Annotated in this window: 25 protein-coding genes and 2 pseudogenes; 14 read left to right on the top strand and 13 right to left on the bottom strand. The window is 68.6% G+C overall.

What is annotated here, in order from left to right; all coding sequences use genetic code 11:
* Window positions 1–11 precede the first annotated feature (11 nt).
* From ACWD4O_RS35675 to ACWD4O_RS35665, 3 genes and pseudogenes are all read right to left on the bottom strand, one after another.
* The gene (locus ACWD4O_RS35675; protein WP_451286381.1) at window positions 12–1,982 is read right to left on the bottom strand and encodes a potassium transporter Kup; all 1,971 of its coding nucleotides are present in this window, start codon (window positions 1,980–1,982) and stop codon (window positions 12–14) included.
* A 479-nt stretch (window positions 1,983–2,461) separates the two neighbouring features.
* Window positions 2,462–2,701: pseudogene (locus ACWD4O_RS35670) on the bottom strand (alpha/beta hydrolase); the annotation flags it as partial.
* A gap of 142 nt (window positions 2,702–2,843) precedes the next feature.
* A complete protein-coding gene (locus ACWD4O_RS35665) occupies window positions 2,844–3,494 on the bottom strand; it encodes a DUF3291 domain-containing protein (RefSeq protein WP_451286379.1) in 651 nt (216 codons plus the stop codon).
* A 328-nt stretch (window positions 3,495–3,822) separates the two neighbouring features.
* Between ACWD4O_RS35665 and ACWD4O_RS35660 the strand changes: the two genes are divergently transcribed.
* The 7 genes from ACWD4O_RS35660 to ACWD4O_RS35630 all read left to right on the top strand — a co-directional run bounded on the left by ACWD4O_RS35660 (window position 3,823) and on the right by ACWD4O_RS35630 (window position 7,327).
* Window positions 3,823–4,326, top strand: a complete 504-nt coding sequence (locus ACWD4O_RS35660) for a helix-turn-helix domain-containing protein (protein ID WP_451286377.1) — start codon at window positions 3,823–3,825, stop codon at window positions 4,324–4,326.
* A complete protein-coding gene (locus ACWD4O_RS35655) occupies window positions 4,227–4,673 on the top strand; it encodes a hypothetical protein (RefSeq protein ID WP_451286450.1) in 447 nt (148 codons plus the stop codon). Before ACWD4O_RS35660 ends, ACWD4O_RS35655 begins: the two co-directional genes overlap by 100 nt.
* Window positions 4,663–5,247, top strand: a complete 585-nt coding sequence (locus ACWD4O_RS35650) for a DinB family protein (RefSeq protein ID WP_451286375.1) — start codon at window positions 4,663–4,665, stop codon at window positions 5,245–5,247. The genes ACWD4O_RS35655 and ACWD4O_RS35650 overlap by 11 nt, the downstream gene beginning before the upstream one ends.
* A 36-nt stretch (window positions 5,248–5,283) precedes the next feature.
* A complete protein-coding gene (locus tag ACWD4O_RS35645) occupies window positions 5,284–5,436 on the top strand; it encodes a hypothetical protein (protein ID WP_451286448.1) in 153 nt (50 codons plus the stop codon).
* A 315-nt stretch (window positions 5,437–5,751) separates the two neighbouring features.
* On the top strand, window positions 5,752–6,363 hold the full coding sequence (locus ACWD4O_RS35640; RefSeq protein WP_451286373.1) for a peptidoglycan-binding protein: 612 nt from the start codon (window positions 5,752–5,754) through the stop codon (window positions 6,361–6,363).
* A gap of 17 nt (window positions 6,364–6,380) precedes the next feature.
* Window positions 6,381–6,542, top strand: coding sequence for a hypothetical protein (locus tag ACWD4O_RS35635; RefSeq protein ID WP_451286371.1), 162 nt, complete (start codon window positions 6,381–6,383; stop codon window positions 6,540–6,542).
* Window positions 6,539–7,327, top strand: coding sequence for a peptidoglycan-binding protein (locus ACWD4O_RS35630; protein ID WP_451286369.1), 789 nt, complete (start codon window positions 6,539–6,541; stop codon window positions 7,325–7,327). Before ACWD4O_RS35635 ends, ACWD4O_RS35630 begins: the two co-directional genes overlap by 4 nt.
* Window positions 7,328–7,332: 5 nt before the next feature.
* Here the strand turns inward: ACWD4O_RS35630 and ACWD4O_RS35625 are convergent, their stop codons facing one another.
* Window positions 7,333–7,719 carry a winged helix-turn-helix transcriptional regulator gene (locus ACWD4O_RS35625; protein ID WP_451286368.1) on the bottom strand — a complete coding sequence of 129 codons (387 nt, stop codon included), beginning with the start codon at window positions 7,717–7,719 and terminating at the stop codon, window positions 7,333–7,335.
* A gap of 104 nt (window positions 7,720–7,823) precedes the next feature.
* Here ACWD4O_RS35625 and ACWD4O_RS35620 point away from each other — a divergent pair, with 104 nt between their 5' ends.
* A complete protein-coding gene (locus ACWD4O_RS35620; RefSeq protein WP_451286366.1) occupies window positions 7,824–8,447 on the top strand; it encodes an NAD(P)-dependent oxidoreductase in 624 nt (207 codons plus the stop codon).
* Between the two features lie 264 nt (window positions 8,448–8,711).
* Here the strand turns inward: ACWD4O_RS35620 and ACWD4O_RS35615 are convergent, their stop codons facing one another.
* The 5 genes from ACWD4O_RS35615 to ACWD4O_RS35595 form a co-directional block, all read right to left on the bottom strand.
* On the bottom strand, window positions 8,712–8,885 hold the full coding sequence (locus ACWD4O_RS35615) for a hypothetical protein (RefSeq protein WP_451286364.1): 174 nt from the start codon (window positions 8,883–8,885) through the stop codon (window positions 8,712–8,714).
* Between the two features lie 293 nt (window positions 8,886–9,178).
* Window positions 9,179–9,541, bottom strand: a complete 363-nt coding sequence (locus ACWD4O_RS35610) for a MazG-like family protein (RefSeq protein WP_451286362.1) — start codon at window positions 9,539–9,541, stop codon at window positions 9,179–9,181.
* 15 nt (window positions 9,542–9,556) lie between these two features.
* Entirely contained in the window at window positions 9,557–9,709 is a 153-nt protein-coding gene (locus tag ACWD4O_RS35605) for a hypothetical protein (protein ID WP_451286360.1), read from the bottom strand.
* Between the two features lie 26 nt (window positions 9,710–9,735).
* Window positions 9,736–12,093, bottom strand: a complete 2,358-nt coding sequence (gene fxlM, locus ACWD4O_RS35600; protein WP_451286358.1) for a methyltransferase, FxLD system — start codon at window positions 12,091–12,093, stop codon at window positions 9,736–9,738.
* A 65-nt stretch (window positions 12,094–12,158) separates the two neighbouring features.
* Window positions 12,159–12,950, bottom strand: a complete 792-nt coding sequence (locus tag ACWD4O_RS35595; RefSeq protein WP_451286357.1) for a GNAT family N-acetyltransferase — start codon at window positions 12,948–12,950, stop codon at window positions 12,159–12,161.
* Between the two features lie 536 nt (window positions 12,951–13,486).
* Here ACWD4O_RS35595 and ACWD4O_RS35590 point away from each other — a divergent pair.
* From ACWD4O_RS35590 to ACWD4O_RS35580, 3 genes are all read left to right on the top strand, one after another.
* On the top strand, window positions 13,487–13,726 hold the full coding sequence (locus ACWD4O_RS35590) for a hypothetical protein (RefSeq protein ID WP_451286356.1): 240 nt from the start codon (window positions 13,487–13,489) through the stop codon (window positions 13,724–13,726).
* Window positions 13,726–14,103, top strand: a complete 378-nt coding sequence (locus tag ACWD4O_RS35585; protein ID WP_451286354.1) for a fic family toxin-antitoxin system, toxin component — start codon at window positions 13,726–13,728, stop codon at window positions 14,101–14,103. Before ACWD4O_RS35590 ends, ACWD4O_RS35585 begins: the two co-directional genes overlap by 1 nt.
* 417 nt (window positions 14,104–14,520) lie before the next feature.
* Window positions 14,521–15,735 (top strand): MFS transporter, encoded by a 1,215-nt coding sequence (locus ACWD4O_RS35580; RefSeq protein WP_451286353.1) that lies wholly within the window; start codon window positions 14,521–14,523, stop codon window positions 15,733–15,735.
* A gap of 133 nt (window positions 15,736–15,868) precedes the next feature.
* Here the strand turns inward: ACWD4O_RS35580 and ACWD4O_RS35575 are convergent, their stop codons facing one another.
* Window positions 15,869–16,993, bottom strand: coding sequence for a hypothetical protein (locus tag ACWD4O_RS35575; RefSeq protein WP_451286351.1), 1,125 nt, complete (start codon window positions 16,991–16,993; stop codon window positions 15,869–15,871).
* A 302-nt stretch (window positions 16,994–17,295) separates the two neighbouring features.
* Here ACWD4O_RS35575 and ACWD4O_RS35570 point away from each other — a divergent pair, with 302 nt between their 5' ends.
* Window positions 17,296–18,525, top strand: coding sequence for a hypothetical protein (locus ACWD4O_RS35570; RefSeq protein ID WP_451286349.1), 1,230 nt, complete (start codon window positions 17,296–17,298; stop codon window positions 18,523–18,525).
* Window positions 18,526–18,703: 178 nt separating this feature from the next.
* Here ACWD4O_RS35570 and ACWD4O_RS35565 read toward each other — a convergent pair whose 3' ends face one another.
* A complete protein-coding gene (locus tag ACWD4O_RS35565; protein ID WP_451286347.1) occupies window positions 18,704–19,993 on the bottom strand; it encodes an MFS transporter in 1,290 nt (429 codons plus the stop codon).
* 191 nt (window positions 19,994–20,184) lie between these two features.
* Here ACWD4O_RS35565 and ACWD4O_RS35560 point away from each other — a divergent pair, with 191 nt between their 5' ends.
* Entirely contained in the window at window positions 20,185–21,750 is a 1,566-nt protein-coding gene (locus ACWD4O_RS35560) for an oxidoreductase (protein WP_451286346.1), read from the top strand.
* A 215-nt stretch (window positions 21,751–21,965) separates the two neighbouring features.
* A complete protein-coding gene (locus tag ACWD4O_RS35555; protein ID WP_451286446.1) occupies window positions 21,966–22,142 on the top strand; it encodes a hypothetical protein in 177 nt (58 codons plus the stop codon).
* 15 nt (window positions 22,143–22,157) lie between these two features.
* Here ACWD4O_RS35555 and ACWD4O_RS35550 read toward each other — a convergent pair.
* Window positions 22,158–22,433 (bottom strand): annotated as a pseudogene (locus ACWD4O_RS35550) (S8 family serine peptidase); the annotation flags it as partial.
* A gap of 253 nt (window positions 22,434–22,686) precedes the next feature.
* The gene (locus ACWD4O_RS35545) at window positions 22,687–23,475 is read right to left on the bottom strand and encodes a hypothetical protein (protein WP_451286344.1); all 789 of its coding nucleotides are present in this window, start codon (window positions 23,473–23,475) and stop codon (window positions 22,687–22,689) included.
* Between the last annotated feature and the right edge of the window lie 232 nt (window positions 23,476–23,707).

Raw genomic sequence — 23,707 nt, 5'->3', positions numbered from 1 at the left:
GTCCGGTGCGCCTACACCTCGATGTGCGAGCCCATGATGACCGTGCGGTCGCGGGGCAGGCCGAAGTGCTCGGCGGCGTCGGCCGTGATGTAGGAGGTGGCGATGAACAGTCGCTTGCGCCAGGGCGCCATCGTCGGGGCTTTCCCGCGACGGAGCTCGATCTTCGACAGGAAGTAGGACGCCTGGTCGAGTTGCAGAGGTCCTTCGGTTTCGGCCGGGTCGAGCATGGCCAGTGCGCCGGGCACGTCCGGTGCCTCCATGTAGCCGAACCGGGCGGTGACGTGGATGATCCCGTCGTCGGCGTACCCGAGGTCGTCGACGACGATCCGCTGGTCGGCCGGGACGCGGGGTACGGGCTCGGTCCCGATGGACAGGATCACGACCTGGTCGTGCCGCACGTGGTTGTGCTCGACGTTGGCCCGCATGGCCAGGGGCGCGGTCTCCTTGTCCCGGTTGAGGAAGACGGCCGTGCCGGGCGCCCGCAGCGTCGGCTCCTGCCCGGTGCGGAGGTGGTCGATGAACTCGGTCAGCGGGCCCTCCTGGCGCGCTCGTTCCGCCGTGACGAGCTCACGGCCGCGCTGCCAGGTCGTCATGACCGTGAACGCGGTGAGACCGATCAGCAGCGGCAGCCACGCGCCGTGGACGAGCTTGGTCAGGTTGGCCGCCACGAACAGCAGGTCCACGAAGAGCAGCACACCCGCTCCGATGGCGAGCAGCCACCGGGGCGTACCCCACTTGGCACGGGCGACGTAGAAGAACAGCAGGGTGGTGATCGTGATGGTGCCGGTGACCGCCATACCGAACGCGAAGGCCAGCGCGGCGGAGGTACGGAAGGCGAAGACCAGGGTGAGCACCGAGACCATCAACAGCCAGTTGATCCAGGGGACGTAGATCTGACCGATGGTGGACTCGGAGGTGTGCGCGATGCGCAGTCTCGGCAGATAGCCGAGCTGAGCCGCCTGGGAGGCGACCGAGTACGCGCCGGTGATCACCGCCTGGGAGGCGATCACGGTCGCCGCCGTCGCAAGGATGACCATCGGCCAGCGCCCCCAGTCGGGCACGAGCAGGAAGAAGGGGCTGCTGATGTTGTCCGGATCGTCCAGGATCAGCGCGCCCTGGCCGAGGTAGCTCAGTACGCAGGCGGGCAGGACGAGGAACAGCCAGCCTCGGGTGATCGCCCGGCGTCCGAAGTGCCCCATGTCGGCGTAGAGCGCCTCGGCGCCGGTGACCGCGAGCACGATCGCGGCCAGGGCGAAGAAGGCGGTGCCCCAGTGGCCGAACAGGAAGCCCAGCGCGTACGTCGGTGACAGCGCCTTGAGGATGTCCGGGTGGTCGGCGATGCCGACGACGCCGCACGCGCCGATGGCCGTGAACCAGACGATCATGACCGGCCCGAACACCCGGCCCACCGCCGCGGTTCCCCGGCGCTGCACCAGGAACAGCAACACGATGATCACCGCGGTGATCGGCACGACCGCGCTGTCCAGCGACGGCTCGACGACCTTGAGTCCTTCCACCGCGGACAGCACCGAGATCGCCGGGGTGATCATGCTGTCACCGAAGAACAGCGACGCACCGAAGATGCCGAGCCCGGCCAGTACGACCGCTGCCCGACGCCCACGCTGTGAACTCCACCGCCGCAGCAGGGTGATCAGCGCCATGATGCCGCCCTCGCCGTCGTTGTCGGCGCGCATCGCCAGCAGCACGTAGGTGACCGTGACGATGATCATCACCGACCAGAACACCAGGGACACCACCCCGTACACGTTGTCCGTGCTGACCGGGACGGGGTGCGGGTCGTCGGGGTTGAACACCGTCTGGAGGGTGTAGATCGGGCTGGTGCCGATGTCGCCGAAGACCACGCCGAGAGCACCGATGACCACCGCGAGGCGCACCGTGTCGTGCGTGTTCGTCCGACGGGCCTCCGGTGCCCGCGACGCAGATCCGTCGTCCGACGGGGTTCCCTGCCGGCGATCGGCCATGGCGCTCCTCCTCCGTGCCGTCCGCTCAGCCGCGGATCAGGGCATCGGGGCGGACGATACCGATCCCCTGGCGTGACCGTCGGCAGGGGCGCGACTCCATCTCGAGGGAGTCGCCGGGGAACCAGGCCCCCCTGACCCTCGGGGCCGCCGCGGGCCGTCGTCGCGGTGAAATGGTCACGGTCGGCGCGGACGGTGGCGGTCCAGGTCGGCGGGGCGGCGGCAACTCCCGCGGAGGAGAAGGACTGCGTCGGCGGTGACTGGGGACGAAGACGGTGCTGGTGTGGGTGACGAAGTCGTAGCGGCACTCCTCGCAGAACTGGGCGAGGCTCTCGCGGGGCGCGCCGCAATCGGGGCAGAACTCTGCGGCGGGGTGCGCCGCGTGGTGTACCGGGGCGGGGGAGGAGGCCGGTGAGGAGGACATGCGGCGGCTGCATACCTCGCACCAGTCGTCGGTCTCGGGGAAAGGCCGTGCCGACGGATTCGTACGCGTGGTCCACGGAGGCAACGACGTAGCCGCGACTCGCCAGATCGTCGGCGATCGACGTGAGTGTGGTGCGCGGCATCGAGAATCCCGGAGAGAGCAGCACCAACGGGAAACGCCCCGACGCCGGGAGTACGCCGTACTGAGCATGAGTACGTGCCCCTGCGACCGTTGCGGCGGGCACCACGCTGCCCAGCCCTCTGGCCTCCAACAGGAGCTGAGCCTCCACAACGGTCATGTATGCAGCTGGGGAACCGCACGTCCCGCGCGCCGGGTAGGACACCGACACCATCGGTTCCCGGTTCCCGGCTCCCGGCTCCCGGCCGTCGGCGAGGCAGCTGCAAGCGGCTCTGCGACGTCCGGTAGTCATACAGCCGACGCTAGGCTTCCGCCTGCCCCCAACATGTCGATCCACAGCGGTACTTGGGCGTACCTCGATGGTCTGATCTCGTCTGGCCGAGGTCCCCGTCGGGGTGAGAGCGGACGGTCCTTCGGCCCGATGCTTTGATCCTGGTCGGAGTTCCGTCCGGGGCGAATGAGTTGTGGAAGGTGAAGGCGTGCGGCGCGGAGGAGCCGTGGTTGTGGAGGTGTTCCAGCCTGGTAACGCCGTCCTGCCAGATGGGTGTCACGCCGTCGGAGACCCACCAGCACACGTAGTTCGGGTGTCCTGTCCTCTCGAACCAGTCGTAACGCCTGTTCAGCGCCTCACGGTGTAGACCGTTGTAGACGGCGTCGAAGGCGGGGCGCAGGCCGGTCCAGAGTGAGAGTGTCGCGGCCAGGGCGGTGGTTTCCACCGTATGGCCCTTGCCGTACCAGGTCGGTACGGCGAACTCTCCCCATGCACCCCAGTCCGCCTCGAAGAGCATGCCCCGGTCACCGTCCGCTGCTTCAGCATGCGCGAGGTATCCGGGGTGCTGACCGATCTTCCGGTAGACGGCCGCACCAATGTCGTAGAACTCGCGCGTGAGGGGTGCGGGATCAGCGAGAGGTGACTTCAGGACGCCGAATGTGTACAGAGCAAGATGGGGCATGCGTCTCTTCCTGGTTGGGGCTCCCTGGCGTGGGCCCGGTTCGGTGGCATTCGTATGGGGGTGAGGGTTCGTGGGGCATGACCAACTCATCCCGTCGCGGGCGGCTCAGCCTGAACGAACTCCTGTGCGACCGTGGGCGATCGCCGAAGACCAGGTGAAGGTAGCTGCCTCCGCGGGCCATGTCGAAGTTGCGTTTTCCCTGTCCAAGTGGCCTCTTATACCGGTCATTGCGGGGGCTGGGGCTGGGGCTGGGGCTGGGGAGGTGACGGGCGGGGGCAGGCCTGCCACGGGTACCAGTGATCCACTTCAGGCGATCGGTTCGCCCGCCATGCCCGTCCGCACCCGCCGTCCGATAGTCCCGAGTGCCGCCGAACGCGTGCGGTTGAAGAAGATGGCCTACGGTCACAAGAACGAGCACCGGTTGCGGGTGCGTGCACAGGTGGTGCTGCACGCCGTGCGTGGACGCTCCGACGCATGCATCGCCCGGGAGACGGCGCTGCATTTGGACACCGTGCGCCGCTGGCGTGGCCGGCTCGCCCAGGCGGGCCTGCCTGGGCTCAGAGACCGTCAACGCTGCGGCCGTCCCGCCTCGTTCGCACCGCTGCAGGCCGCCGAGGTGAAGGCGCCGCCGGCCTGCCGGCTGCCTGTCGAGACCGAGAGGTACGCTCCCGCCCTGGTCGTGCCCGGAACTGGCCCGCGAGGCCGCCCGGCGGGGCATCGCCCCCGTTCATCATGTCGGCGTCGACCGTGCGTCGCCGGCTGGCCCAGGATGCGCTCAAGCCCTGGCAGCACCGCTCCTGGATCTTCATCACCAGCCCCGACTTCCGGCTGAAGGCCGCCTGGGTGCTGGACCTGTACGCCCGCACCTGGCAGGGCGAACAGCACGGCGATGACGAGTACGTGATCAGCGCGGACGAGAAGACCGCTGGCCAGGCTCGACCGGTACACCGCCGATCACCACGAAGAATCCTCTGCCGCACCGGCAGCGTGAACAACCCCCGAAGGATTTACGGCACCGACCACTTAGAGGTTGTCGCACGTGGCAAGTTTCGCGAGCTTCTTGTAGCAGGTCAGGCGGCGGCGATGGCCGGGCCTCGGCTCTGCCAGTCGTTGCGGACCATGTATGGGATCTTGAGACCACGAGCAGCCCATGGCAGGCTCATGCCGCATGATCGATGAATTCGCGAAAAACAACCTGCACGGGCGACTGCGGCGGGACCGCAAGGCGCTGCTCTGGAAACTCGACGGCTTGTCCGAATACGACGCCCGTCGGCCTTTGACGGCGACCGGGACCAACCTCCTCGGCCTGGTCAAACACGTGGCCACCGTCGAGGCCAGGTACTTCGGCGAGGTCTTCGACCGCCCTTCCCCGGAACCGCTGCCCCGATGGCAGGACTACAACGGCAACGATCTATGGGCGGCCGAGGACGAGACCCGCGATCAGATCATCGCGTTCTGCCGGCGCACGTGGGAACACTCGGACGCGACGATCGACGAGCTTCCCCTCGACGCCCCCGGCCACGTGCCGTGGTGGCCGGAGCCTTCTCCCAACACGAACCTGTTCGCCATCATGGTCCATGTCCTCGGCGAGACCAACCGGCACGCCGGGCACGCCGACATCCTGCGCGAGGGCCTCGACGGCCGGACCGGGGTGCGCCCCGAACACGAACAGCAGATCGACGAGGAAGCCCGTGCAGCCTACTGCGCGAAGATCGAGCAGGCCGCCAGGTCGGCCGCACCAGTCAAGGCTTAGCGGGGCTCAGAGGGTGTCTCACGTGACGTGATGTTCGTGCGGCATACAGCAAGGCTCTTCGGCTACCGCCGCCTCAGCGTCCGATACGAACGAAAGCGCTCGCACTTCCTCGCCTTCCTCGACCTGGCCGCCGCCCTGACCTGCTACAAGAAGCTCGCGAAACTTGCCACGCGAGGCACCCTCGCTTAGTGCTCTGTTTGCCCGATCCCCGGCATTGTCATATCCTGGGAATAAGTGATCTTTCACGCCTCGCAAAGCCGCCTCGCATCACGGAGGCGCGGCCAAGAGGATTCGTGATCTCCTCTGTGTATACGTGCCAATTAGAGGAAGCTCGCAGCGGGATTTCATCCCTACCCTACGCGCAGGCATAGTTATCATATTTCGGCAATATCTCCTCCCGGGTCGAGGAATTCCGGCCAGTTCCCGGCCCTCGATCCGGCACCGTGCTGCGCCATGTGGGCATGGCTTCTGATCATCAAGTTAGAGGGGTGTCGGAAAATGAGAATGAGCCTGACCGAGCTGCGCGCCCTCGCCGCACAGGCAGGGTTCACCGGCAACAACATCAAAATCGCGGCGGCCGTCGCCATGGCAGAGTCCAAAGGCGACCCAGGAATCCTCGGAGACCAGGATCTGGTCGACCACAAGTGGGGGCCGTCCATCGGTCTCTTCCAGATACGCTCCCTGAAGCACCCAGGTCAGTTCTCCCCACCGGACACGCTCAGGGTTGCGGGAAAGCTCAAGGACCCGCTCTACAACGCCAGGACGGCGAAGGCCATCAAGGACGCACACAACTGGAACCAGTGGTCCACGTTCGTCAACGGGGCCTACCAGCAGTACATGGATGGCGGGCCCGCCGGCCCCACCCAATTCGAGCCGTTCCCTGGTGCGTCGTTCTTCCACACCGGACGGAAATCGCCGATCGTCGCCGCAATGCACCGTCGGCTCGTCGCCGAAGGCTGCAACCAGTATCAGTCGAGCGCCAACGCCGACGCATGGGGCCCGGGCGATGTGAAGTCCTATGCCGCCTGGCAGCGGAAGCTCCACTTCGCAGGTGACGATGCCAACGGCGTTCCTGGCAAGGGCAGTTGGGAAAAGCTGCAGGTCCCCAACGTCTAAACTGAAAGGACGGCGTCATGCCCGAGAAGAACTTCGACGACGAGGACGTGAAGGCGGCTCTCGAGAAGACAGACACCGGCGATGGAGCCGGCACCGACAACCTCGATGACCTTCCGGAGAGCGACTTCGTCGCCTTCGCCGAGGACGGCGTCGAGAATGACACGGAGGCCCTCAAGTGACCGCCACCATCGCCTACGACCGTACCGTCTCCAACCTCATCGACGAGCTGAGCGCGACGGGCCACGTCACCCACAAGTCCTTCAGGAAGACGTCGGTCACGCTGCACCACAACGGCGGCCGGCTTTCGCACCAGGGTGTGCTCGATGTCTGGAGGACGCGTCCGGCCTCGGCCCACTTCGACGTGGACGCCGCCGGTGCTGTCGCTCAGTACGTCAAAGTGAACGAGTTCGCCTGGGCCGTCGGCGACAAGGCCGGCAACCAGAGCACGATCAGCATCGAAATGGCGAACGCAACGCTCGCGCCCGGCTGGACGGTCCCCGAGGCCACCTGGAAGAACGCCGCACGTCTCGCTGGCTGGCACTTCGCCAAGGTGATCGGCGAACGCCCCAGCAAGAACAACCTCTTCTACCATCACCACTGGTCCTCGACCGCCTGCGCCGGCCCGCACATGGACCAGATCTACGGCAAGGTCCTCGCGGCGGCTCAGGAAGCGTACGACCACTTCAAGGATTCACACACCGTCCCCGCGCCGGATACCGAGCCGTTCCCCGGTGAGTCGTTCTTCCACACCGGACGGAAATCGCCGATCATCGCCGCAATGCACCGTCGGCTCGTCGCCGAAGGCTGCAACCAGTATCAGTCGAGCGCCAACGCCGACACATGGGGCCCGGGCGATGTGAAGTCCTACGCCGCCTGGCAGCGGAAGCTCCACTTCGCAGGTGACGATGCCAACGGCATGCCCGGCAAGGCCAGTTGGGACAAGCTGCAGGTCCCCAACGTCTGACCGCGTTATCCGGCGCAGTCGAGGCGAGTGGTGTTGTCGTACGACTCGCGGGCGTTGAGCAGTTCGTCCCAGTGCTCCTCCGCCCAGGCGTGGGCGACCGCCATCGGTTGGAGCATGCTGCGGCCCAGCGGTGTCAGCTCGTATTCGACATGCGGGGTGGCCTCGGCGTAGACGGTGCGCTTGACCAGACCGTCTCGTTCGAGGGACCGCAGCGACTGGGTGAGGACCTTGGGCGTGACGCGGCTCAGCGGCACGCGCAGCTCGGAGAACCGGCGCGGCCCGTGCTCAAGGCAACGGATGATGAACGCGGCCCACTTGTCACCGAATCGGATCGGGTTGAGCGAGGAAGGGCACAGTTCGTCGAACATGTCGGCGGGCAGGGGTTCCCTCATGGCTTCACCCTAGCCCCGATATCCCAGCGGTAACCATGGCCTTCGATAGCGTCCGAGAACCGGCCGGGGCGCACGGGCTCCGGCACTGTCGACAGGTGGTTCTCATGAACATCGTGGTCTTCGGCGCAGGTGGCCGGGCGGGGCGGCAGGCTGTCGCTGAGGCGACCCGGCGCGGCCACCAGGTGACCGCCGTGGTGCGCGACCCCGCGAGCCACAGCGACCTGACCGATGTGCCGGTCGTGGCGGGCGACGTCACAGACACCGTGAGCATCGAGTGTGCGGCCGCCGGTCATGACGCCGCCATCAGTGCCGCCGCGACCCTGTCCGTGCCACCGCACGAGTTCTTCCCCGTGTCCTCCCGCGCTTTGGCCAACGGCCTGGCGAAGGCGGGCGTGCGCCGCCTGGTGGTGGTCGGGCTCGCGTCCGTCATGCCCGGTGCGTCCGGGGCTCCCCTGATGGACGAGCCCGGCTTCCCGGACGAGTTCCGCGCCTTCTCTCTCGGCCACGCGGCGGGCCTCGATGAGTTGCGGACGTGCGACCTGGACTGGACGTACATGGCCCCGGCGGGCGACTTCGACCATGGGGGCACGCGCGCCGGCCGCTACCGGATCGCCGAGCATGGTGACCTGGCCAGCCGAATTACGTATGAGGACCTGGCGATCGCGCTACTCGACGAGATCGAGGTGCCTCGCCATCACCGCGCCGCTGTCAGCGTCCGGGAGGCTTGACACACGAGGTCCATGACACCCGGGCGGGTGGGGAAATCGAGGTCAACGCCGCTCCGGCCGGAGGAGTTCCGGCCGTGATCTGCAGCCCCCTTGTCCCGAAACCTGCCCCCATGGAGAGCACTTGGCGACGGTTGATCAAGATGCCCTCCCGAGGACACGTCCTATTGCGATGCGTCCATGGGATGCCGCCCACGGTAGAAGATGAGCGGCAGCGCCGGTAGCACGCCGACGGGTGGGGTCACGCGGGATGTGTCCAGACGACCGTCACCCTTCGGTGGCGGCCGGTATGGCTCGAAGGCGTCGGACGGGGGAGCGGGCCAGCACGAGGAATCCCCCGGCCGTGGCGGCCGCCGCGACGGCCATCGACGGGCCGAGACCGACCACGGGGACGAGCGCGCCGGCGCCGAGTGCGCTGAGGAACCTCGGGCCGAATGTCATCCAGTGCTGGCGGAACGCTCATCTCCAACGGCGTGGACCTGAGCGTGATCAGGGCCAGGCTCGGCAGGGCGACAGACGTGACCGCGCCGCCCAGCACGCCGACGGCCAGCCCGTGGTTGTACAGCGTGAGGTCGCGGTTGACCGTGTCCTCGGCGGCCGTCGGCACCGAGGATGCGGCGGTACGGGGGAGTGATTCGTCGGAAGCCGTCACGTACCGACTCCTTCGGTCCCGGCCAGGCGGTTCCGCACTCGTCCGTGGCCGGGTGCTCGCTGCGGCGTCGAACAGCAGCTGCTCATGCCGGTTCCGCCGAGGTCGGGACCGATGCGGGACCGGAGGGAAGGAACTTCGCCGACTTGGCGGCCAGATGCCGATCGAGGTACTCCGCGGCGTCGTCCGGGCGCATACGGGCCAGGGCGACCAGGGCCGTGATGGCCACATCCGCGACTTCCGCATGAACGTCGTCCCACGGCGCGGTCCCTTTGCGGGGGTTGGTACCGCGGGCTCCGATGACCGCTTGGGCTGCTTCCCCGGTCTCCTCGGCGATCTTGAGGACTTGCAGGCTCCACTGCTCCTCTTGGCCCAGGCCGAGTGCGGTGTCGTGTTCGTTGAAGCGGCGGGCGAGTTGGTTGATGGTGTCCCAGACGTTGCCGTACATGGCGTGATGGCTCCTTCAAGGGGTGCGGGTCGGGGTGCCGAGGCGGTCGAGTGCGGCGGCGAGGGTCTGTTCGCGGGTGAGTTCGGCCGTAGTCGCCCAGGTGACGGTTCTGTTCCGCCCCGGTAGGGCCTGGACGAGGACGGCGGCCGCGAGCGTATGCTTCCTCACCCCCCACGGACTGTTGACCCACACGATCACCGGCTGTCTCCGGAGTTCGTCAGGGCATCTGCGACCGCTGCGACCGGGGTGTCGCTGTTCAGGGCGGGCCAGTGGAAGACCAGCCGGGAGTCCGCCTTGTCCAGCACATGGCCGTCGAGCAGATCCCGGTCCGCCGTCCCGGCCGGGTACACGGTCAAGCGAGGGTAGCCCGCAGCACGGACGGTGCTGTCCCAGGCACGGACCCGAGCTGCCATCTGCTCGGCGAGGCCTTCGCCGGCGGGGCCGAAGGCGTGGACGATGAACTCGCTGCGCCGCTCGGCAGGGGTGTCCCCGTCCTGGACCAGAACGTGGGTGAGATACGCCAGAGACCCCTCATTCACCAGTGCGGCCGCGTCCGCGCCGCGCGGCACGGACGCGGGGCCGCCGTCGTACTCGCCGTCCACCGCGAGACGGCAGAACCCGTCCAGCGTCGTGGCCAGCAGCAGTTGCAGGGTCTCGAACGACTCGCTGCCCGCCACACTCACGCCCGTACCGAGTTCGTAGCGGGGCCCTCGCAGCGCCTGGTCCAGGCCGGCGGTGTCCGCGGGAAGCCCGTCCTCGAAGCGGAGTCGGAGCCTGCCGGGCAGATCGACGGTGGGGGTGGTGCGGGCTGCGGATCCCCGGTCGCGGATGAACCCGCAGAACGTCCAGTCGCCGGGGCCCGCCTCGAGCAAGCTCCCGCGCTTTCGCAGGGCGATCGCGCGGGTGTAGCCGTGCATTTCCAGTGGTAGGACGAGGTAGCCGCCCTCGGCGAGCTGCTCGCGCCACGCTGGTGAGAGGTCCCACACGTTGTAGGTGATCACCATGCCGTCGAAGCCGTCGGCGGGGACATGGTCCGGTGCGCCGAGGGCACCGTCGCCGAGGACTGCGGTGACGCGGCCGCTGCCGGCCTCAGCCGTCAACTGCCGGGTGCGGTGCACCACGTACGGGTCGAGGTCGACCGTGACCACGCGCCCGCGTCGGCCGACGACATGGGCGAGGAGCTCGGCGTTGAAGCCTCCGGCCCCGATCTCCAGCATCATCATTCCGGGCTGCGGGCGCAGGCCGTCGATCATGATGCCCTGCAACCACGAGGCGGAGACGCTGCTGACCGCCCGCCCCTCCCCGTTCCTGAGGGTGACGACGGCGAGGTCGTCGTCGTACGCCGTGTCGAGGGGGACCTCGGGCGCGAACCGGTGGCGGGGCACGCTCCGCAGCGCTTCGAGAACCGGTGCCGACAGGCTGTACCCGCGCCGGACGATGCGCTCGGTCATCCGGCGTCGCAGCCGCGCCGCCTGCGGCGGTTCACCGTCGACCAGCGGCCGCCGACCGGCCACCAGGTAGGCGTGCACGGACGGCAGGCCGGGCAGCACGCCCGGCCATACGAGATTCAGCGCCTGGGCGGACGGCGAGAAGATCGAGCCGAGCGCGGCCAGCGCGTGCAGATCGTGCCACTCCCACCGCTCGAACCGGTGGCGCTCCTGGTCGGGTACGGCCGGTTCACCGGACCAGGCGGCAGCGCGCACCACACCGGACAGACGCCGAACGAGGCCCCGGTCGTCCTGGAGGACCGCCACCAGATGGGCATCCTCGGTGCGGCAGGTCAGCCCGGCCTCCTCGGCCAGCTCGCGCACGGCCGCGGCGGGAAGGTCCTCACCCGGATCGACGCCGCCGCCAGGGAGCTCCCACATGCCGTCGCGTGAGCGCCCGAGCAGCACCCGTCCGAAGGCGTCGGTGACCACCATGCACGCGCCGGCGACCGCCTGCGCCGATGGAGCCCCTTCCTTCTCCAACGCGGTGAATTCCCGGAGAGCCTCGCGCAGGACGAGCACCGCCAGGCCGTCGGCGTCGAACCGCTCCGCGCTCCTCCACCTCTCGGTCAGCAGCCGGATCTCGTCCTCGTCCAGCGCGATGTCGCGCCGGGCGGCCGGGGTGCCGGCAGCCAGGGGAGTGATCACCACGATCGCGCCGCCCGGGCGCAGCCGCCCGGCGAGCGTGTGCAGGATCCGCTGCCGGTCGCCGAGGAAGGGGTACACCAGCCGCAGGGTGATCAGCTCGTATCCGTCGTCGCTCAGCTCGGCCGCGTCGTCGTCGGCGACATCCAGGCACAGCCAGCGCACGCCCACCGCGTCCGCCCGCTCGGCCCGGGCACGGGCCAGAGCACTGCCGGCGAAGTCGACAGCATCGACGAGGTAGCCGAGATCGCCCAGGTAGGCGGCCAGTTCCCCCGTACCGCAACCTACGTCCAGCGCCCGGCCGTTGTCCGGCGCGGGCACGTGCTCGGCCAGCAGGTCCTTCTCGGTCTGACCGAGCCGGCGAAAACCCCGATCCTGCGCAAAGTGCTGGTCCCACTGGTCCCGACTGACATAAGCCACCTAGCTGCTCCTCATGGTGCGGTGTGGTGATTCGCTTTCGCCGTGGCGCTCGGGTTCGGCCCCGGTCAGGTCCCGCGCGCGGTGGCATGAGTTGAGGACGGCACACGGGTCATCCGCATCAACGCGGGGTCGCTTGTGAAACCGAGCGCGGCGTACAGCGGGGCGGAGTCGTCGGACGCGTACAGCGCGTAGAGCGTCACACCGTCCCCTTCAAGGTGCGCGAGCAGCGCGGTCAACACGGCCTTGGCATAGCCGCGGCGGCGGTAGCCGGGAACGGTGGCGACGGCCTGGACCCGGGCGTCCCCGCCCGGGACAAGACGCGCGGCGAGGTGGTCGCGGCAGATGGCCAGCCAGCGCTCGTCCAGCGGTTCGGACAGGATGAGTTCGGATCTCAGACGGGAGATCTCGCCTGCATCGGCCCGAACTGCGAGACGCGGAGCTCCTCCACTGCGAGGACCCGGAACGGTGAACTCCGCGGTCACGTGACCGTCGGCGACGAGACGGCCCTGCCCTGTGCGGTCCCGTCGACCGTAGCGCTGGTCATGGCCGAGGAGGGTCCCGCATGACCGTGTGACCGCGTTCGGGTCGTCGTCGCCGATCCAGCAGGCGATGGCCGCGGTCGCGGCGGTGCCCGTCCCGATGCCGAAGCCCTGGTGCCCCTGCTGAAGATCCGGTTCGTGCAGCAACCGGCGGTCATGCCCACCACGCTGGTTGACGTGACTGCCCCGCCGGACGAGCGTGCTTTCCCCGCCGTGCAGCAGCGCGAGCACGCCCGGGACCGAGCCATGGACGATGGGTGCCGACGCGGCTGCGGGAGAGGGGGGATCGACCGGATCGTTGCCTGGGGCCGAGTGCAACGGGGCCTCCTTTCCTGCCGCGCGTGAGTTCGAGGGCGTCTGGCTCAACGACACGGAAGGGTCCTCGAACGCACGTTTTTCAGACGTGTTGAGATCCGCCTGACGACGGGGGATGCAGAGCGTGCGGGATGCAACTACCCGTGCTCCGCAGGGTCTGAGGCGACAGCGATCTTGGCTGAAACGCCGAGCTGTGCCTGCGTGGTCCGCGCACCGCTTGGAATCGCACTGGGCAGGACGCAGCCGTCCAGGTCCTGCCATCGGAAGGGCTCGCCTGGGCGTTCAGGCCATCGGTGATAGTGCAGGTTGCCGACGACGTGAGTCTTCTCGCCTCGGTGAATGCGATCTGCACCCGCGCGCCCGGCTGTAGGTGTTCGGCCGGCGAGTGCCGGTTCCGGCGGCCTGGTCGGTGCGGGCGGAAGTGACCGCCCCGCCGCTGCAGCGCCCGGGGTACAGCGCGGGGCCGCGCGCCCGGCCGCGTCGCGGAGATCCTCTCCTCCAGAGACCCGCGCGATGGTAACAGCTGTTACCATCAGGGTATGGCGAAGACACAACTGGGCGCGCGCGTCGACAGCGAGATCAAGCAACTGGCGGAAGCCCGGGCCAGGGACCGGGGTCTGAGCCTCGGCGACTACATTGCCGTCCTCGTACAGGAAGACACCGAAGGGCTGCGGCAGCGGGGCCTGAACGCTGCGGAGCGCTTCCTCAGTGAGCACCAGGACGTCTTCGACGAAGCCGAAGAAGCCGACGGCCGCACCCGCGGAGCACACGCCGCGTAATGGACCTCCACATCGACGTCCCCTGGATCCTGCAGGTCGCCGAGATCGCGGGCGCGGGAGATCCCGCCCCCGAGGACTACGGAGTGCCGGTGGCCGCGGTCGCCGGCCACCAGGCCGAACTGCTGGACCAGCCCGTCTACGACGGCCCGTATGCCCGCGCCGCCGCCCTGGTGCATATCCTCGGCCGCTGCCGATGGCTGGAGCGCTCCAACATGGCCGTGGCCGCGGCGACGGGCGTGATGTATCTGGAGGCCTCAGGGATCCCGGTCAAACCCGCCCGGGAGGACGCCGTCGCCCTGCGGGACCTGCTGCGAGACCCCACCTGCACCGCTGCGAGGATCGCCGCCCAACTGCGCGACTGGCCAAAGGCCACCTGAATCCCTGCCCGACAGTCCCGACCGCCACCGAACGTGAGCGGTTGAAGAGGACGGCTTACGGCCCCAATATTTGAGCACCGACTGCGGATACGCGCGCAGGTTCGTCCTGCATGGAGGCCCGAGGAGGCTCCAACACGCGCATCGCCCACGAGACGGGCTGGCGCTTGAACGCGGTCGGCGAACTCGACTGCTCACGTGGGTGAGCCGCTTCAGAGTGTGATGCAGGCCACAGCTTCCGTCGGCCGATCTTGGAATGCGTGAGCCTGTGCCGTGGCTGCACTCGTTGTGGGCCTTCCCTGTCCTGGGGGGCGCACCGGGCAATGGCGGCCGGCGCGACTGGCCACAGGAGCTGGACACCTATGGTTCCGTCTGCTCCGCCGCATCCGGATCGCCGCCCGTGAAAGGTACTCCCGCTCTATGCCACTGGCCCTGCTGGCCCTTGCCCTCGTTGCGTTCGGTATCGGTACCACCGAGTTCGCCACGATGGGGCTGCTGCCCCAGATCGCCGACGGGGTCGGCGTGTCTGTGCCGCACGCCGGCAACATCGTCTCCGCCTACGCGCTCGGCGTCGTCGTCGGCGCCCCCGTGCTGACGGGCATCGGCGCGCGCATCGCCCACAAACGACTCCTGCTCCTGCTGTCCGCTCTGTTCGTGGTCGGCAACGTCGCATCCGCCCTCGCTCCCAACTTCGGCCTGCTGTTCGCCGCACGATTCCTGGCGGGCCTGCCCCACGGAGCGCTGTTCGGCGTGGGCGCCGTCGTGGCCTCCAGGCTGGTCGCCCCGGAACGAGCCGGGCGGGCCGTGTCGAGGATGTTCCTCGGACTCACCATCGCCAACATCGTCGGCGTCCCGGCCGGCACGGCCCTCGGGCAGCAGCTGGGCTGGCGGTACGCCTACTGCGCCGTCGCCGTCATCGGCCTCATCGCCCTGGCCGCGCTGGCCGCCTTCGTCCCCCACCAGCCCCGCAGCAGCCAGGCCGGCATCCGGCACGAGCTGCGGGCCATGGGCAACAAGCAGGTCGCCCTCGGACTGGCCACCGCCGTCGTGGGATTCGGCGGCTTCTTCGCCGTCTACAGCTACCTCGTGCCGATCCTGACCCACCTCACGGGCTTCTCCGACTCCTCGACCACCTGGGTCCTCGCGCTCTACGGCATCGGAATGACGCTGGGCACACTGATCGCGGGCCCGCTGACCGACCGTGCCCTGCGTCCGACGCTGTACGGCGGGCTCGCCCTGCTCGGCGCGTCGCTCGTGACGTTCTACTTCACGGTCCACAGCGCCGTTCCCGCCCTGGTGACACTCGCCTTCATGGGCGCGATGGGCGCCCTGGTCACCACACCCGTGCAGATGCTGCTCATGGCCAAGGCGAAGAACGCCCCGACGATGGCGGCGGCCTCCAACCACTCCGCCTTCAACCTGGCCAACGCCGGCGGCGCCTGGCTCGGCGGCCTGGCCATCTCGGCCGGCTGGGGCTGGGCCTCACCCGCCCTGGTCGGCGCGGCCCTCGCAGCCGCCGGCCTCGGCCTGGCCTTCCTCGGAGGCGTCACCGACCGCGGGAACGGGAGCTCTGAGGTCGTCACTTCATCGGGGGCCGAAGCCTCGGCAGCGGTCGGACAGGTTCCGACGGCCTGACGACGCGCGAACGGATGGCCGTGGGAGGACAGGGAGGTCAGCCCGTGCCTTCGGTCCTCCAGCCTGAGCTCGTCCTGAGCTCGTCCTGAGCATGACCTCCTGGCCGCCGTCGTCACCGGCAACCCACTTGAGGTCATCGGCCGGTGAAGTGCGCTGCGCGGTAGTCGTCGAGTCTGTCGAGGACGAGCAGCGGGATGTCGCGAAGCAAGCTGTCGTGCGGGCCAGGGCCGGGGCCGAGGCCGGAGCCGGGGTCGGTACGGGCAGGCCGGTACTGTCGGCTGATCATCCGGGCCCGGCTGATCGGCTCTGTGGGGTCGGCGCCGTCCAGCGCGACGATGAGTGCATGCCGTAGAGCCTCCAGCAGCGGGCCGGGGCTGTCCGAGGCGGGACCGGCGGCGGTGCCAGGCACCGGCGGCCCGTCAGCGGCGTGCAGTTGTGCGCTGAGGCAGTGCAGGGGAGCCGCGGTGCGGTCGGCCAGGCGGATGCGGTGGCCGAGCTCGTCGAGCGCGGGGATCGAACGGCGGTGGGTCACACTCCAGCGCAGCGCCGCCCGGGCCCGGTCCAGATCCCGTGCGAGATCGTGCGGCTGCTGCCACAGGCCCTCGGCCTGCCCTGCCTCCTGACGAAGCGGTGACCGGCCGGGGTCGCGGCCCACGTCCTTGAGCAGGTCGTCGAGGCGGTCGCGGTAGGCGTCCAGTCGACTGGAGAGGAGACGGCAGGGGTCGGGAGGCCACAACAGCGGGCCGAGGAGAACGACCACCGCGATACCGACCAGGTTCTCCAGGACACGCTGCTCCGGGTAGCCGGAGACGGGCACACCGAACACGAGCACGGCGCTGACGAGGACCTGCTGGCTGGGAACACCGTCGATGCGCAGCAGGAGACTGGCGAGGTATCCGGCGCTCACCACGATGGCCAGGGAGAGCGTGGACACGGGAAGCCAGCGCAGCGCAACCGCCGCGATGCACACCCCGAGCAGGACACTGCCCAGGCGGTAGAGCCCCAGCCGAGGGGCCCACAGCGGGATCCCGGACAGGGTGAACACCGCGGGCAGCACGGCAGCGACGGGGGCACTGTTGATGCCCAACTCGACCGCCAGGTACCACGACAGTGTGGCGCACACCATCATGCGGGCCCCGCCCCGTACCTCCTGCACGGTCAGCCGACGCAGCCCGCCGAACGCCGGACGGCTCCGGCGACCGACGACGTTCACGGCCGACGGCATCGCGCAGCCCAGCCGGAAGCCCCTGGCGCGCATGGCGGCACGAGCACACTCCTCTCCCAGGGGCGACGCGAGACCTGACCAGACTACGAGCCGCCTCCGCGCCCGCAGGACTACGCGGAACGTGTGTCCCGCCCCTGGGCGAGCGGGAAAGCGATACAGGACGTCGATCCCGCAGGCGATCCGGCCGGCACGGCCGCGGAACCCACAAGCCTGTGGGGACTCTCCCTCCACAACCGCCGCGGACCCCACCCTGAACCTGCCGGCAAGTGGCCCTCTACGCTCGTCCACCGGCGCAGATCGATCACGCCGGACGGGTCAACAAGGGGGAGTGTGCAGTGCGCGCGGGACTGAACAGGCTGTGGCGGTGGACGGCGTGGGGCGGGATAGGCCTGAGCCTGTATGCGGGCTGGCTGACGGCCGACGACATCCGCGACCGCGCCTCCAGCGAGCGCGACATCGGCGCGGCGTGCGACGGACTCGTCTCCGGAGCCGCGGTCATGGACCTGCAGGGAGGGATGGTCCGGGCGAAGGCCGGCGACTACGACGAGTACCGGATCGATACGAGCGAACTGCACAGTTCCTGCACCGTCTACAAGGTGCCCGGCCCCGGCAGGACCACGAGTCTGTTCACGCTGGCGGTACGGCGCAGCGACGCCTCCGAGCCGATGAACTGGATCGGTGACGACAGCGGACTCGAGCCCTTCTACGACAGTAGCGTCAGCGACAAGAACGATGTCACGGCGGTCGCCGACCGGCGCTCCGAGGCATGGCCGGTCGGCGACGGCACCCTGGGCCGGTACGGGAACTGGTACACGACCGTCCGCGCCGAATGCGGCCCCGGCAGCCGTGCGACGGCCCCCGAACTGCTGAACGTCACCGCCCGCGCCGACTACGACGACGTCTCCGCAGCGGACCGTGAACGTCTCGCCCGCATCGCACGCTCCGCCGCCGAAGCGGCAGCCGCCCGGATCGGCTGCAAGGCCCGGCTGGCCGCCCTGCCCGGCCGGCAGCTCGCCTCCGTGCCGACCACCCTTCGCCCTGCCAAGACGGCGGACGGCTCCTGCCGTTGGTTCGCCGCACACCTCACGCAACAGGGACAGGACAGGTTGCCCGACCGCGCCCTCGCGGTACCTGTCCAGGAAGCGAACCCCCTCGAAGGCTGCCTCCTGGCCGTCAGCCCCGACCAGGTGGGCCGGATCGCCGACAGCCTCGACGACGACCAGCGCGACTACGCACGCAGCGCCCTCACCCACTCGCCCTGGTGGCTGCGCACCGTCTCCTACTTCGGCCCGGAGGCGAGCACGGTGGGATACGAGCTCCTCGGGGCCGAGGACGCGATCATCGAGCCGGGAACGGCCGGCCACACCACGGGAGGGTGGTGGGCCTCCTCCGTCTGCGACGGCAAGCCCGCCCTGCACACCCTCAGTTCCAGCTACACCTACGACGACATCCTCGGCTCCCAGCGGCTGACCACCCTGTTCCGCGCATACGTCGACGACATCACCAAGCGGCGAGGCTGCACCGACGTGACGTACCCGGCCGCGAAGGACTTCCGCAACCTGTGAGCACACCCGGCCGCCGCACTCGGTTCCCTGCGGGGCTGCGATTTCGAGGCCAACCCGCACATCGCCCCGGCTGTCATCCACAGGCCGGCTGATCGGCGACTTCGCCCCCGGCGACCACCTGCCGATCGTCCTGGGCACCGAGGCTGCCGCCCGCGCCCAAGATGCCACCGTGAGCTGATCAGTCTTTGCCTTCCCTGGCAGGGGTTTCCGGGCCGCTGCGCGTCAGCTCAGCTGCCGGTGGATCGAGTTCGTCGGCAGTACGGGCCCTGCGGGTACGAGAAGCCGCCAGCGCGAGTGCCTGGACGACCGCTCCGGACAGTCCGATCCAGAGGGCGAAGCGATAGCTGACCTGGTCGGCGAGTACTCCGCCAAGTGGTGCCCCGATCGCTACCATCCCCCAGTTCATCGAGCGGATCGTCGCGTTCATCCGCCCCCGCAGCCGGTCGGGTGTCACCGCCTGGCGGTAGCTCATCTCCACCGGGCTTTCGATGGCGATGGCCAGGGACACGATGAAGAAGGCGAGCGACACGGAGGCGAGCGCCCACGGTCCGCGCTCGGCCAGGACCAAGGGCAGCCAGCCGATGGCGGCGAGCAGACGGAAGGCGATCAGAGTGGCGCCCACGTCCAGTCGTCCGGCCACGCGACCGGAGAGCGCACCGCCGAGTAACGCGCCGACACTCGCGAAGGCGTAGGTGACCCCCAGACCGAATTCCCCGATCTTGAGGCTCTGCAGGGCGAAGACCAAAAAGACCGTGCTCACCATGCTGTTGAAGAGGAGCATCGCGTGCGAGGTCAGGGCGATGGACGCCAGCGTGCGATGCCGGTAGACCCACGCCACCCCCTCACGCAGCTCGCTGCCCAGGCTACGCCGTGCGCCGCGATCGGGGACGGGGTCGGGCGCCTTCACCGAAGCGAGCAGCAGGCCGGATATCAAATGACTGAGGGCATCCACCAGCACGGCCAGCGGCGCTCCCATGATTTTGATCAGGACCCCGGCGATCAGTGGGCCGGTCGAGCCGGCCACCGCGTCGGCCTGCTGCACGCGGGCGTACCCAGCGTTGAGCAGCTCCCTTGGCACCAGCTGCGGCACATACGACTGGTTCGCCGCCTCGAACAACAAAGACAGCACCCCGAATACGAAGACGAACAAGCACAGCGCGGGGATGGTGAGCCGATCCAGCGCATACAGCACCGGAATCGCACCGAGCAGGACTGCCCTCCCGAGATCCGTGGCAACCATTATCGGTTTGCGCCGCCAGCGGTCCACGACAACCCCGGCCATGAGTCCGAAGAGCAGATACGGAACCCAGCGGGCGGCGTTGACGATGCCGACCTCGGTGGCAGATGCGCTCAGCGCCACAGCGGTGAGGATCTGCAAGGCCAGCCCCGTGACCTGTGAACCGAACGCGGACACAGCCGAGGCGGTCCAGAAGCGTACGTACCCCGGAACTTCGACCAGGCGCGGCATGACCGGACCGTACCAGCGAAGATCACCGACGGACGAGGTCGGGCTGCCGCGGCCGAGTACGTCCGGCCCTATGCCGGGCATGTGCTGGAGTTGGAAGTGCTGGAGTTGGAACCCCCAACAGCACGGGTCTGCCTCCGATCCGGGTGCGTGGGACCAGGGCGAGCACGAAGGAAGATCACTACTCTGCATGAGTGCTTTCCTACGACGAGTTGACTTCACCTGAGCGTGCGCTGTGGGACGCGTTCCCCGAGGGGCGGAGGGTCGACCTGCGCACGGGTACGCCGGGGGAGGACCGGGTCGCCGACGGCGGACGGTGGGGACCTGAGCGAACGGTGCGGGCGGCGTTGATTGTCGCGTTGTTGCTGGGTGCGAACACCGGACAACCCGGTGCGGTGGCGCGTCTGAGGCTCACCGGGGCACGGATCTCCGGACGTCTGGACCTGGCGGGAGCGCAGATCGCCCATGCCCTCTGGCTGGAGGCATGCTGGTTCGAGGAGGCGGTGAATCTCCTCGGCGCGTCGACGCAGACCCTTGTGTTCACGGCCAGCCGGATACCCGGCATCGAGGCCGATTCGGCCCGCATCGAGGGCAACTTCTCCCTGCGGCACTCCATGGTGGAGGGCAGCGCCCCCACACCCTTCAACCGCGTGAGCACCGCCCTGTCCCTCACCGACGCCCGGGTGAATGGCGGACTGCTCCTCAACGGGGCCGAGTTGATCGCACCCGATGGGTGGGCCCTGTCCGCCGGTGGTCTGGCCATGGAAGGGGGTGTCTTCTGTCGAAACGGGTTCGTCGCACACGGGGAAGTCCGGCTGATGGGGGCGCAGTTGCCGGGCACCCTGGCCATGCAGGGCGCTCGCCTGGAAGGACCCGGCCCACGCGGCGTGGCCCTTGCCCTCGACAATGCCGTGGCCTCGTCGCTCAAGTTCTCCGAGGGATTCACCGCGAACGGCACGGTACGGCTGCGCGGCACCCAGGTCAGGGACAACGTGACCTTCGACGGAGCCGTCCTGAACGGCCCGCCGACCGACGACGGAAACGCCCCGGCCCTGATCGCCATGCACCTGCAAGCCGTCGACCTCGATCTCACCCTCGCCCGCCCCCCGTCCGGCACCATCGACCTGCGGGGCGCGCAGGTGTCGTACCTCCACGAGAACGAGCACAGCTGGCCGGAGAGGGTGGAGCTGGACGGCTTCGTCTACGGCTCCATCAAGAGGGCGGACGCGAACGACGAGCGCCACGAGGCCGTGGGCGACCGGGAGTCGGTGGCCCGACGGGTGGCATGGATACGCAGCACTCCGGGCTACAACCCACAACCGTATGAGCAGTTGGCGGCCTGGTACCGCAAGGCTGGGCACGACGACGACGCCCGCCGTGTCCTCCTCGCCAAGCAACGCCACCGGCGCCGCGCACTGTCCCCGGCAGCCCGCGCATGGGGCCATCTCCTCGACGTGACCGTCGGCTACGGCTACCGCCCCTGGCTGGCCGGCGTCTGGCTCCTCGCGCTCATCTTGCTGGGCACGCTGTCCTTCAACACCGAGTCCCCTAATCCAGTCAAACAGGGCGAAGGCGCCCCGTTCCAGCCCCTCGTCTACACACTCGACCTCTTGATCCCCATCGGGGGTCTGGGGCAGCGCACGACCTGGTACTGGTCGAACGACCTCCTCCAGTGGCTGGCCTACCTGCTGATCGCCTTCGGCTGGGTGCTGACGACCGCCGTCATCGCGGGTGTCACCCGCACCCTGCAGAAAAACTAGCGAACAAGCCGTACGGCGAAGAGGCCGTGCCTGAGTCAGCCAGTCCGTAGAGCAGTCGCCCACTTCGGATCGATGCGGACCTTGCCGAGAACGCGTGCGTGCGCTGATGTTGAACCGGGTTCGTCGGATCTCCCGGACGAGTAACCTGCGGCGGCGCGATCGGGCGGGGAAGTCCCAGCAAATTTCCCCGAGTTGACGGTGGTACGTTCATGGGCATGCCGATGGGATACGTGGTGACGACCGCGCTCTTCGCCTGGTGCACCTTCTTCGCTGTTGTCGCGCCACGTCGGCCCCGGCCATTGGCGACCATGAGCTTCTGGTTCGGCCTGGGCCTCAACGAGGTGCCGTTCGTGGGTGCGCTGCTGGGCCGGCGGGAGTTCACCGGCGGGTAGCTGTGAGCGCACCGCAGCGACCACACCGGCCGCGACGGGGCAGGCCGCCGAGGTCCCCGAGTCGGGCTTGTTCGGCCCGAGCGTCTTCGATCTGGCGAAGTGCGTGAACGTGCAGACGTCCGGCTTGCGTCGGCTGGGCCGGCCGGGCCCCTGGGAGGAGTAGCCGACGCGGGCGCCACGGACGTCCACGCCTCCGATGGACAGCACGCGGGGGCCCGGGCGGGAAGTCCCAGCCGGGCTTGAACGAGCCCCAGCTCTTGCGATCACCAGCGCACGGCGTTCCTGCGGCATCGCTGCCAGAACGATCCGCAGGTGCGCGAAGGCCATGATGGCGTCGGAGAGCAGCCCGAGGATGACGGGGCGCCGCGACAGGAGTACGGGGATGTCCAGGAGCGTGGCTCGCGGAGCGGTGATCCTGCTGTCGAAGGCGCACATCGAGCCGTGGTCCACGGGGAACTGGCCGAACTGCCCGGACACACCGAAGGGTTCCCTGCACGGTGACCACGAGGGCGCATCGCCTCTACTGCGATGAGCCGCATTTTGCTCATCTCGGCGGACCCGAATGTGACCGGGCGGGTTGGCCGGGTCCTTCGAACACGATGGTTCTGCTGGCTGCCCCGCGGACCGCGGCTTTCCTGTTCATGGCCAGCTTCCTGGGTTTCTCGACAACGATGTTCAGCGTCACGACGGCGTGAGCGGGAACATCTCGGGGGACCCGCACAATCAGTCCGAGTTCGAAATCTCCGTCCAGCCGTGCGACTGCCGTAGGAGTGAACTCCCATCTCGCCATCGACGTCAGCATGCCGTATCCCTGGACAAGCTTTCCCTGAGGGGCTTTACGGTGTCTGGTGGTTGAGACCTGGAGAAACTTCAGACTGCTCGTGAATCCGAACTCGTGGCTCCGCTCGTCTCCGTCGAGCACCTTTGCAGGGGTCAACGACCAGATCGTCGGACGCATTTCGTCATCGCCATCGCCGAAGAGTTCGACGGTCAGATCAGCGCCGGTGAAGTACTCACCCTTGCCTTCTTTGAACGAGCACGCGAGTCGCGCGAAGTGATAGGACCACCCCGATCGGTCGGCCGAGGCCAGATAGGCCAGCAGATCAGCATGCTCGGCAGCCCCGGCCGCGATGTGGGCCGAGTCTGCGCTGAGGGCAAGGGGAATATCCACCCCCACCCCGGCATGGCGCAGGGCGTTGAGCCGATTCTCTTCGGCTGCAGTCAGTGGCTGCTCGCCGTAGACAGGCCTGTGTTGGCGATCGGACCAGAGGTCCACTGTCGACCAGTGCCGCCGCTCAGAGACTCCAGAGGGCCCTCTGACCTCAATGACCACAGTTCCTCCTCGGAGGTCACGCGAGTTCGCGGCACGGGCGCCGGCTGACGATACGGCGTGCGGTGGCCATCCACCGTCAAAATGTATTCCGACCAGCCGCATGGGAGTGGATCCGTGAAGTTCCAGGCCCGGCCTCGGCGGGCATGTGCCGACACCCGCCGGAGAGCATGGCGGGGGATCTGCTCCAGCCGGACGAACACGTTGCCATCGGTTGATTCATCCCTCCGTCTGC

It is taken from the genome of Streptomyces sp. NPDC002623, from assembly GCF_053592635.1.
This window is presented reverse-complemented; position numbering and strand designations above follow the sequence as displayed.

Excerpts from the sequence above, each read along its gene's own strand:
- ACWD4O_RS35660 (WP_451286377.1), top strand. The coding sequence starts at position 3,823 with ATGCCCGTCCGCACCCGCCGTCCGATAGTCCCGAGTGCCGCCGAACGC.
- ACWD4O_RS35580 (WP_451286353.1), top strand. The coding sequence starts at position 14,521 with ATGCCACTGGCCCTGCTGGCCCTTGCCCTCGTTGCGTTCGGTATCGGT.
- ACWD4O_RS35565 (WP_451286347.1), bottom strand. The coding sequence starts at position 19,993 with ATGCCGCGCCTGGTCGAAGTTCCGGGGTACGTACGCTTCTGGACCGCC.
- ACWD4O_RS35665 (WP_451286379.1), bottom strand. The coding sequence starts at position 3,494 with ATGCCCCATCTTGCTCTGTACACATTCGGCGTCCTGAAGTCACCTCTC.
- ACWD4O_RS35640 (WP_451286373.1), top strand. The coding sequence starts at position 5,752 with ATGAGCCTGACCGAGCTGCGCGCCCTCGCCGCACAGGCAGGGTTCACC.
- ACWD4O_RS35650 (WP_451286375.1), top strand. The coding sequence starts at position 4,663 with ATGATCGATGAATTCGCGAAAAACAACCTGCACGGGCGACTGCGGCGG.
- ACWD4O_RS35555 (WP_451286446.1), top strand. The coding sequence starts at position 21,966 with ATGCCGATGGGATACGTGGTGACGACCGCGCTCTTCGCCTGGTGCACC.
- ACWD4O_RS35585 (WP_451286354.1), top strand. The coding sequence starts at position 13,726 with ATGGACCTCCACATCGACGTCCCCTGGATCCTGCAGGTCGCCGAGATC.
- ACWD4O_RS35635 (WP_451286371.1), top strand. The coding sequence starts at position 6,381 with ATGCCCGAGAAGAACTTCGACGACGAGGACGTGAAGGCGGCTCTCGAG.
- ACWD4O_RS35625 (WP_451286368.1), bottom strand. The coding sequence starts at position 7,719 with ATGAGGGAACCCCTGCCCGCCGACATGTTCGACGAACTGTGCCCTTCC.
- ACWD4O_RS35620 (WP_451286366.1), top strand. The coding sequence starts at position 7,824 with ATGAACATCGTGGTCTTCGGCGCAGGTGGCCGGGCGGGGCGGCAGGCT.
- ACWD4O_RS35590 (WP_451286356.1), top strand. The coding sequence starts at position 13,487 with ATGGCGAAGACACAACTGGGCGCGCGCGTCGACAGCGAGATCAAGCAA.
- ACWD4O_RS35675 (WP_451286381.1), bottom strand. The coding sequence starts at position 1,982 with ATGGCCGATCGCCGGCAGGGAACCCCGTCGGACGACGGATCTGCGTCG.
- ACWD4O_RS35655 (WP_451286450.1), top strand. The coding sequence starts at position 4,227 with ATGTCGGCGTCGACCGTGCGTCGCCGGCTGGCCCAGGATGCGCTCAAG.
- ACWD4O_RS35610 (WP_451286362.1), bottom strand. The coding sequence starts at position 9,541 with ATGTACGGCAACGTCTGGGACACCATCAACCAACTCGCCCGCCGCTTC.
- ACWD4O_RS35575 (WP_451286351.1), bottom strand. The coding sequence starts at position 16,993 with ATGCGCGCCAGGGGCTTCCGGCTGGGCTGCGCGATGCCGTCGGCCGTG.
- ACWD4O_RS35615 (WP_451286364.1), bottom strand. The coding sequence starts at position 8,885 with ATGACATTCGGCCCGAGGTTCCTCAGCGCACTCGGCGCCGGCGCGCTC.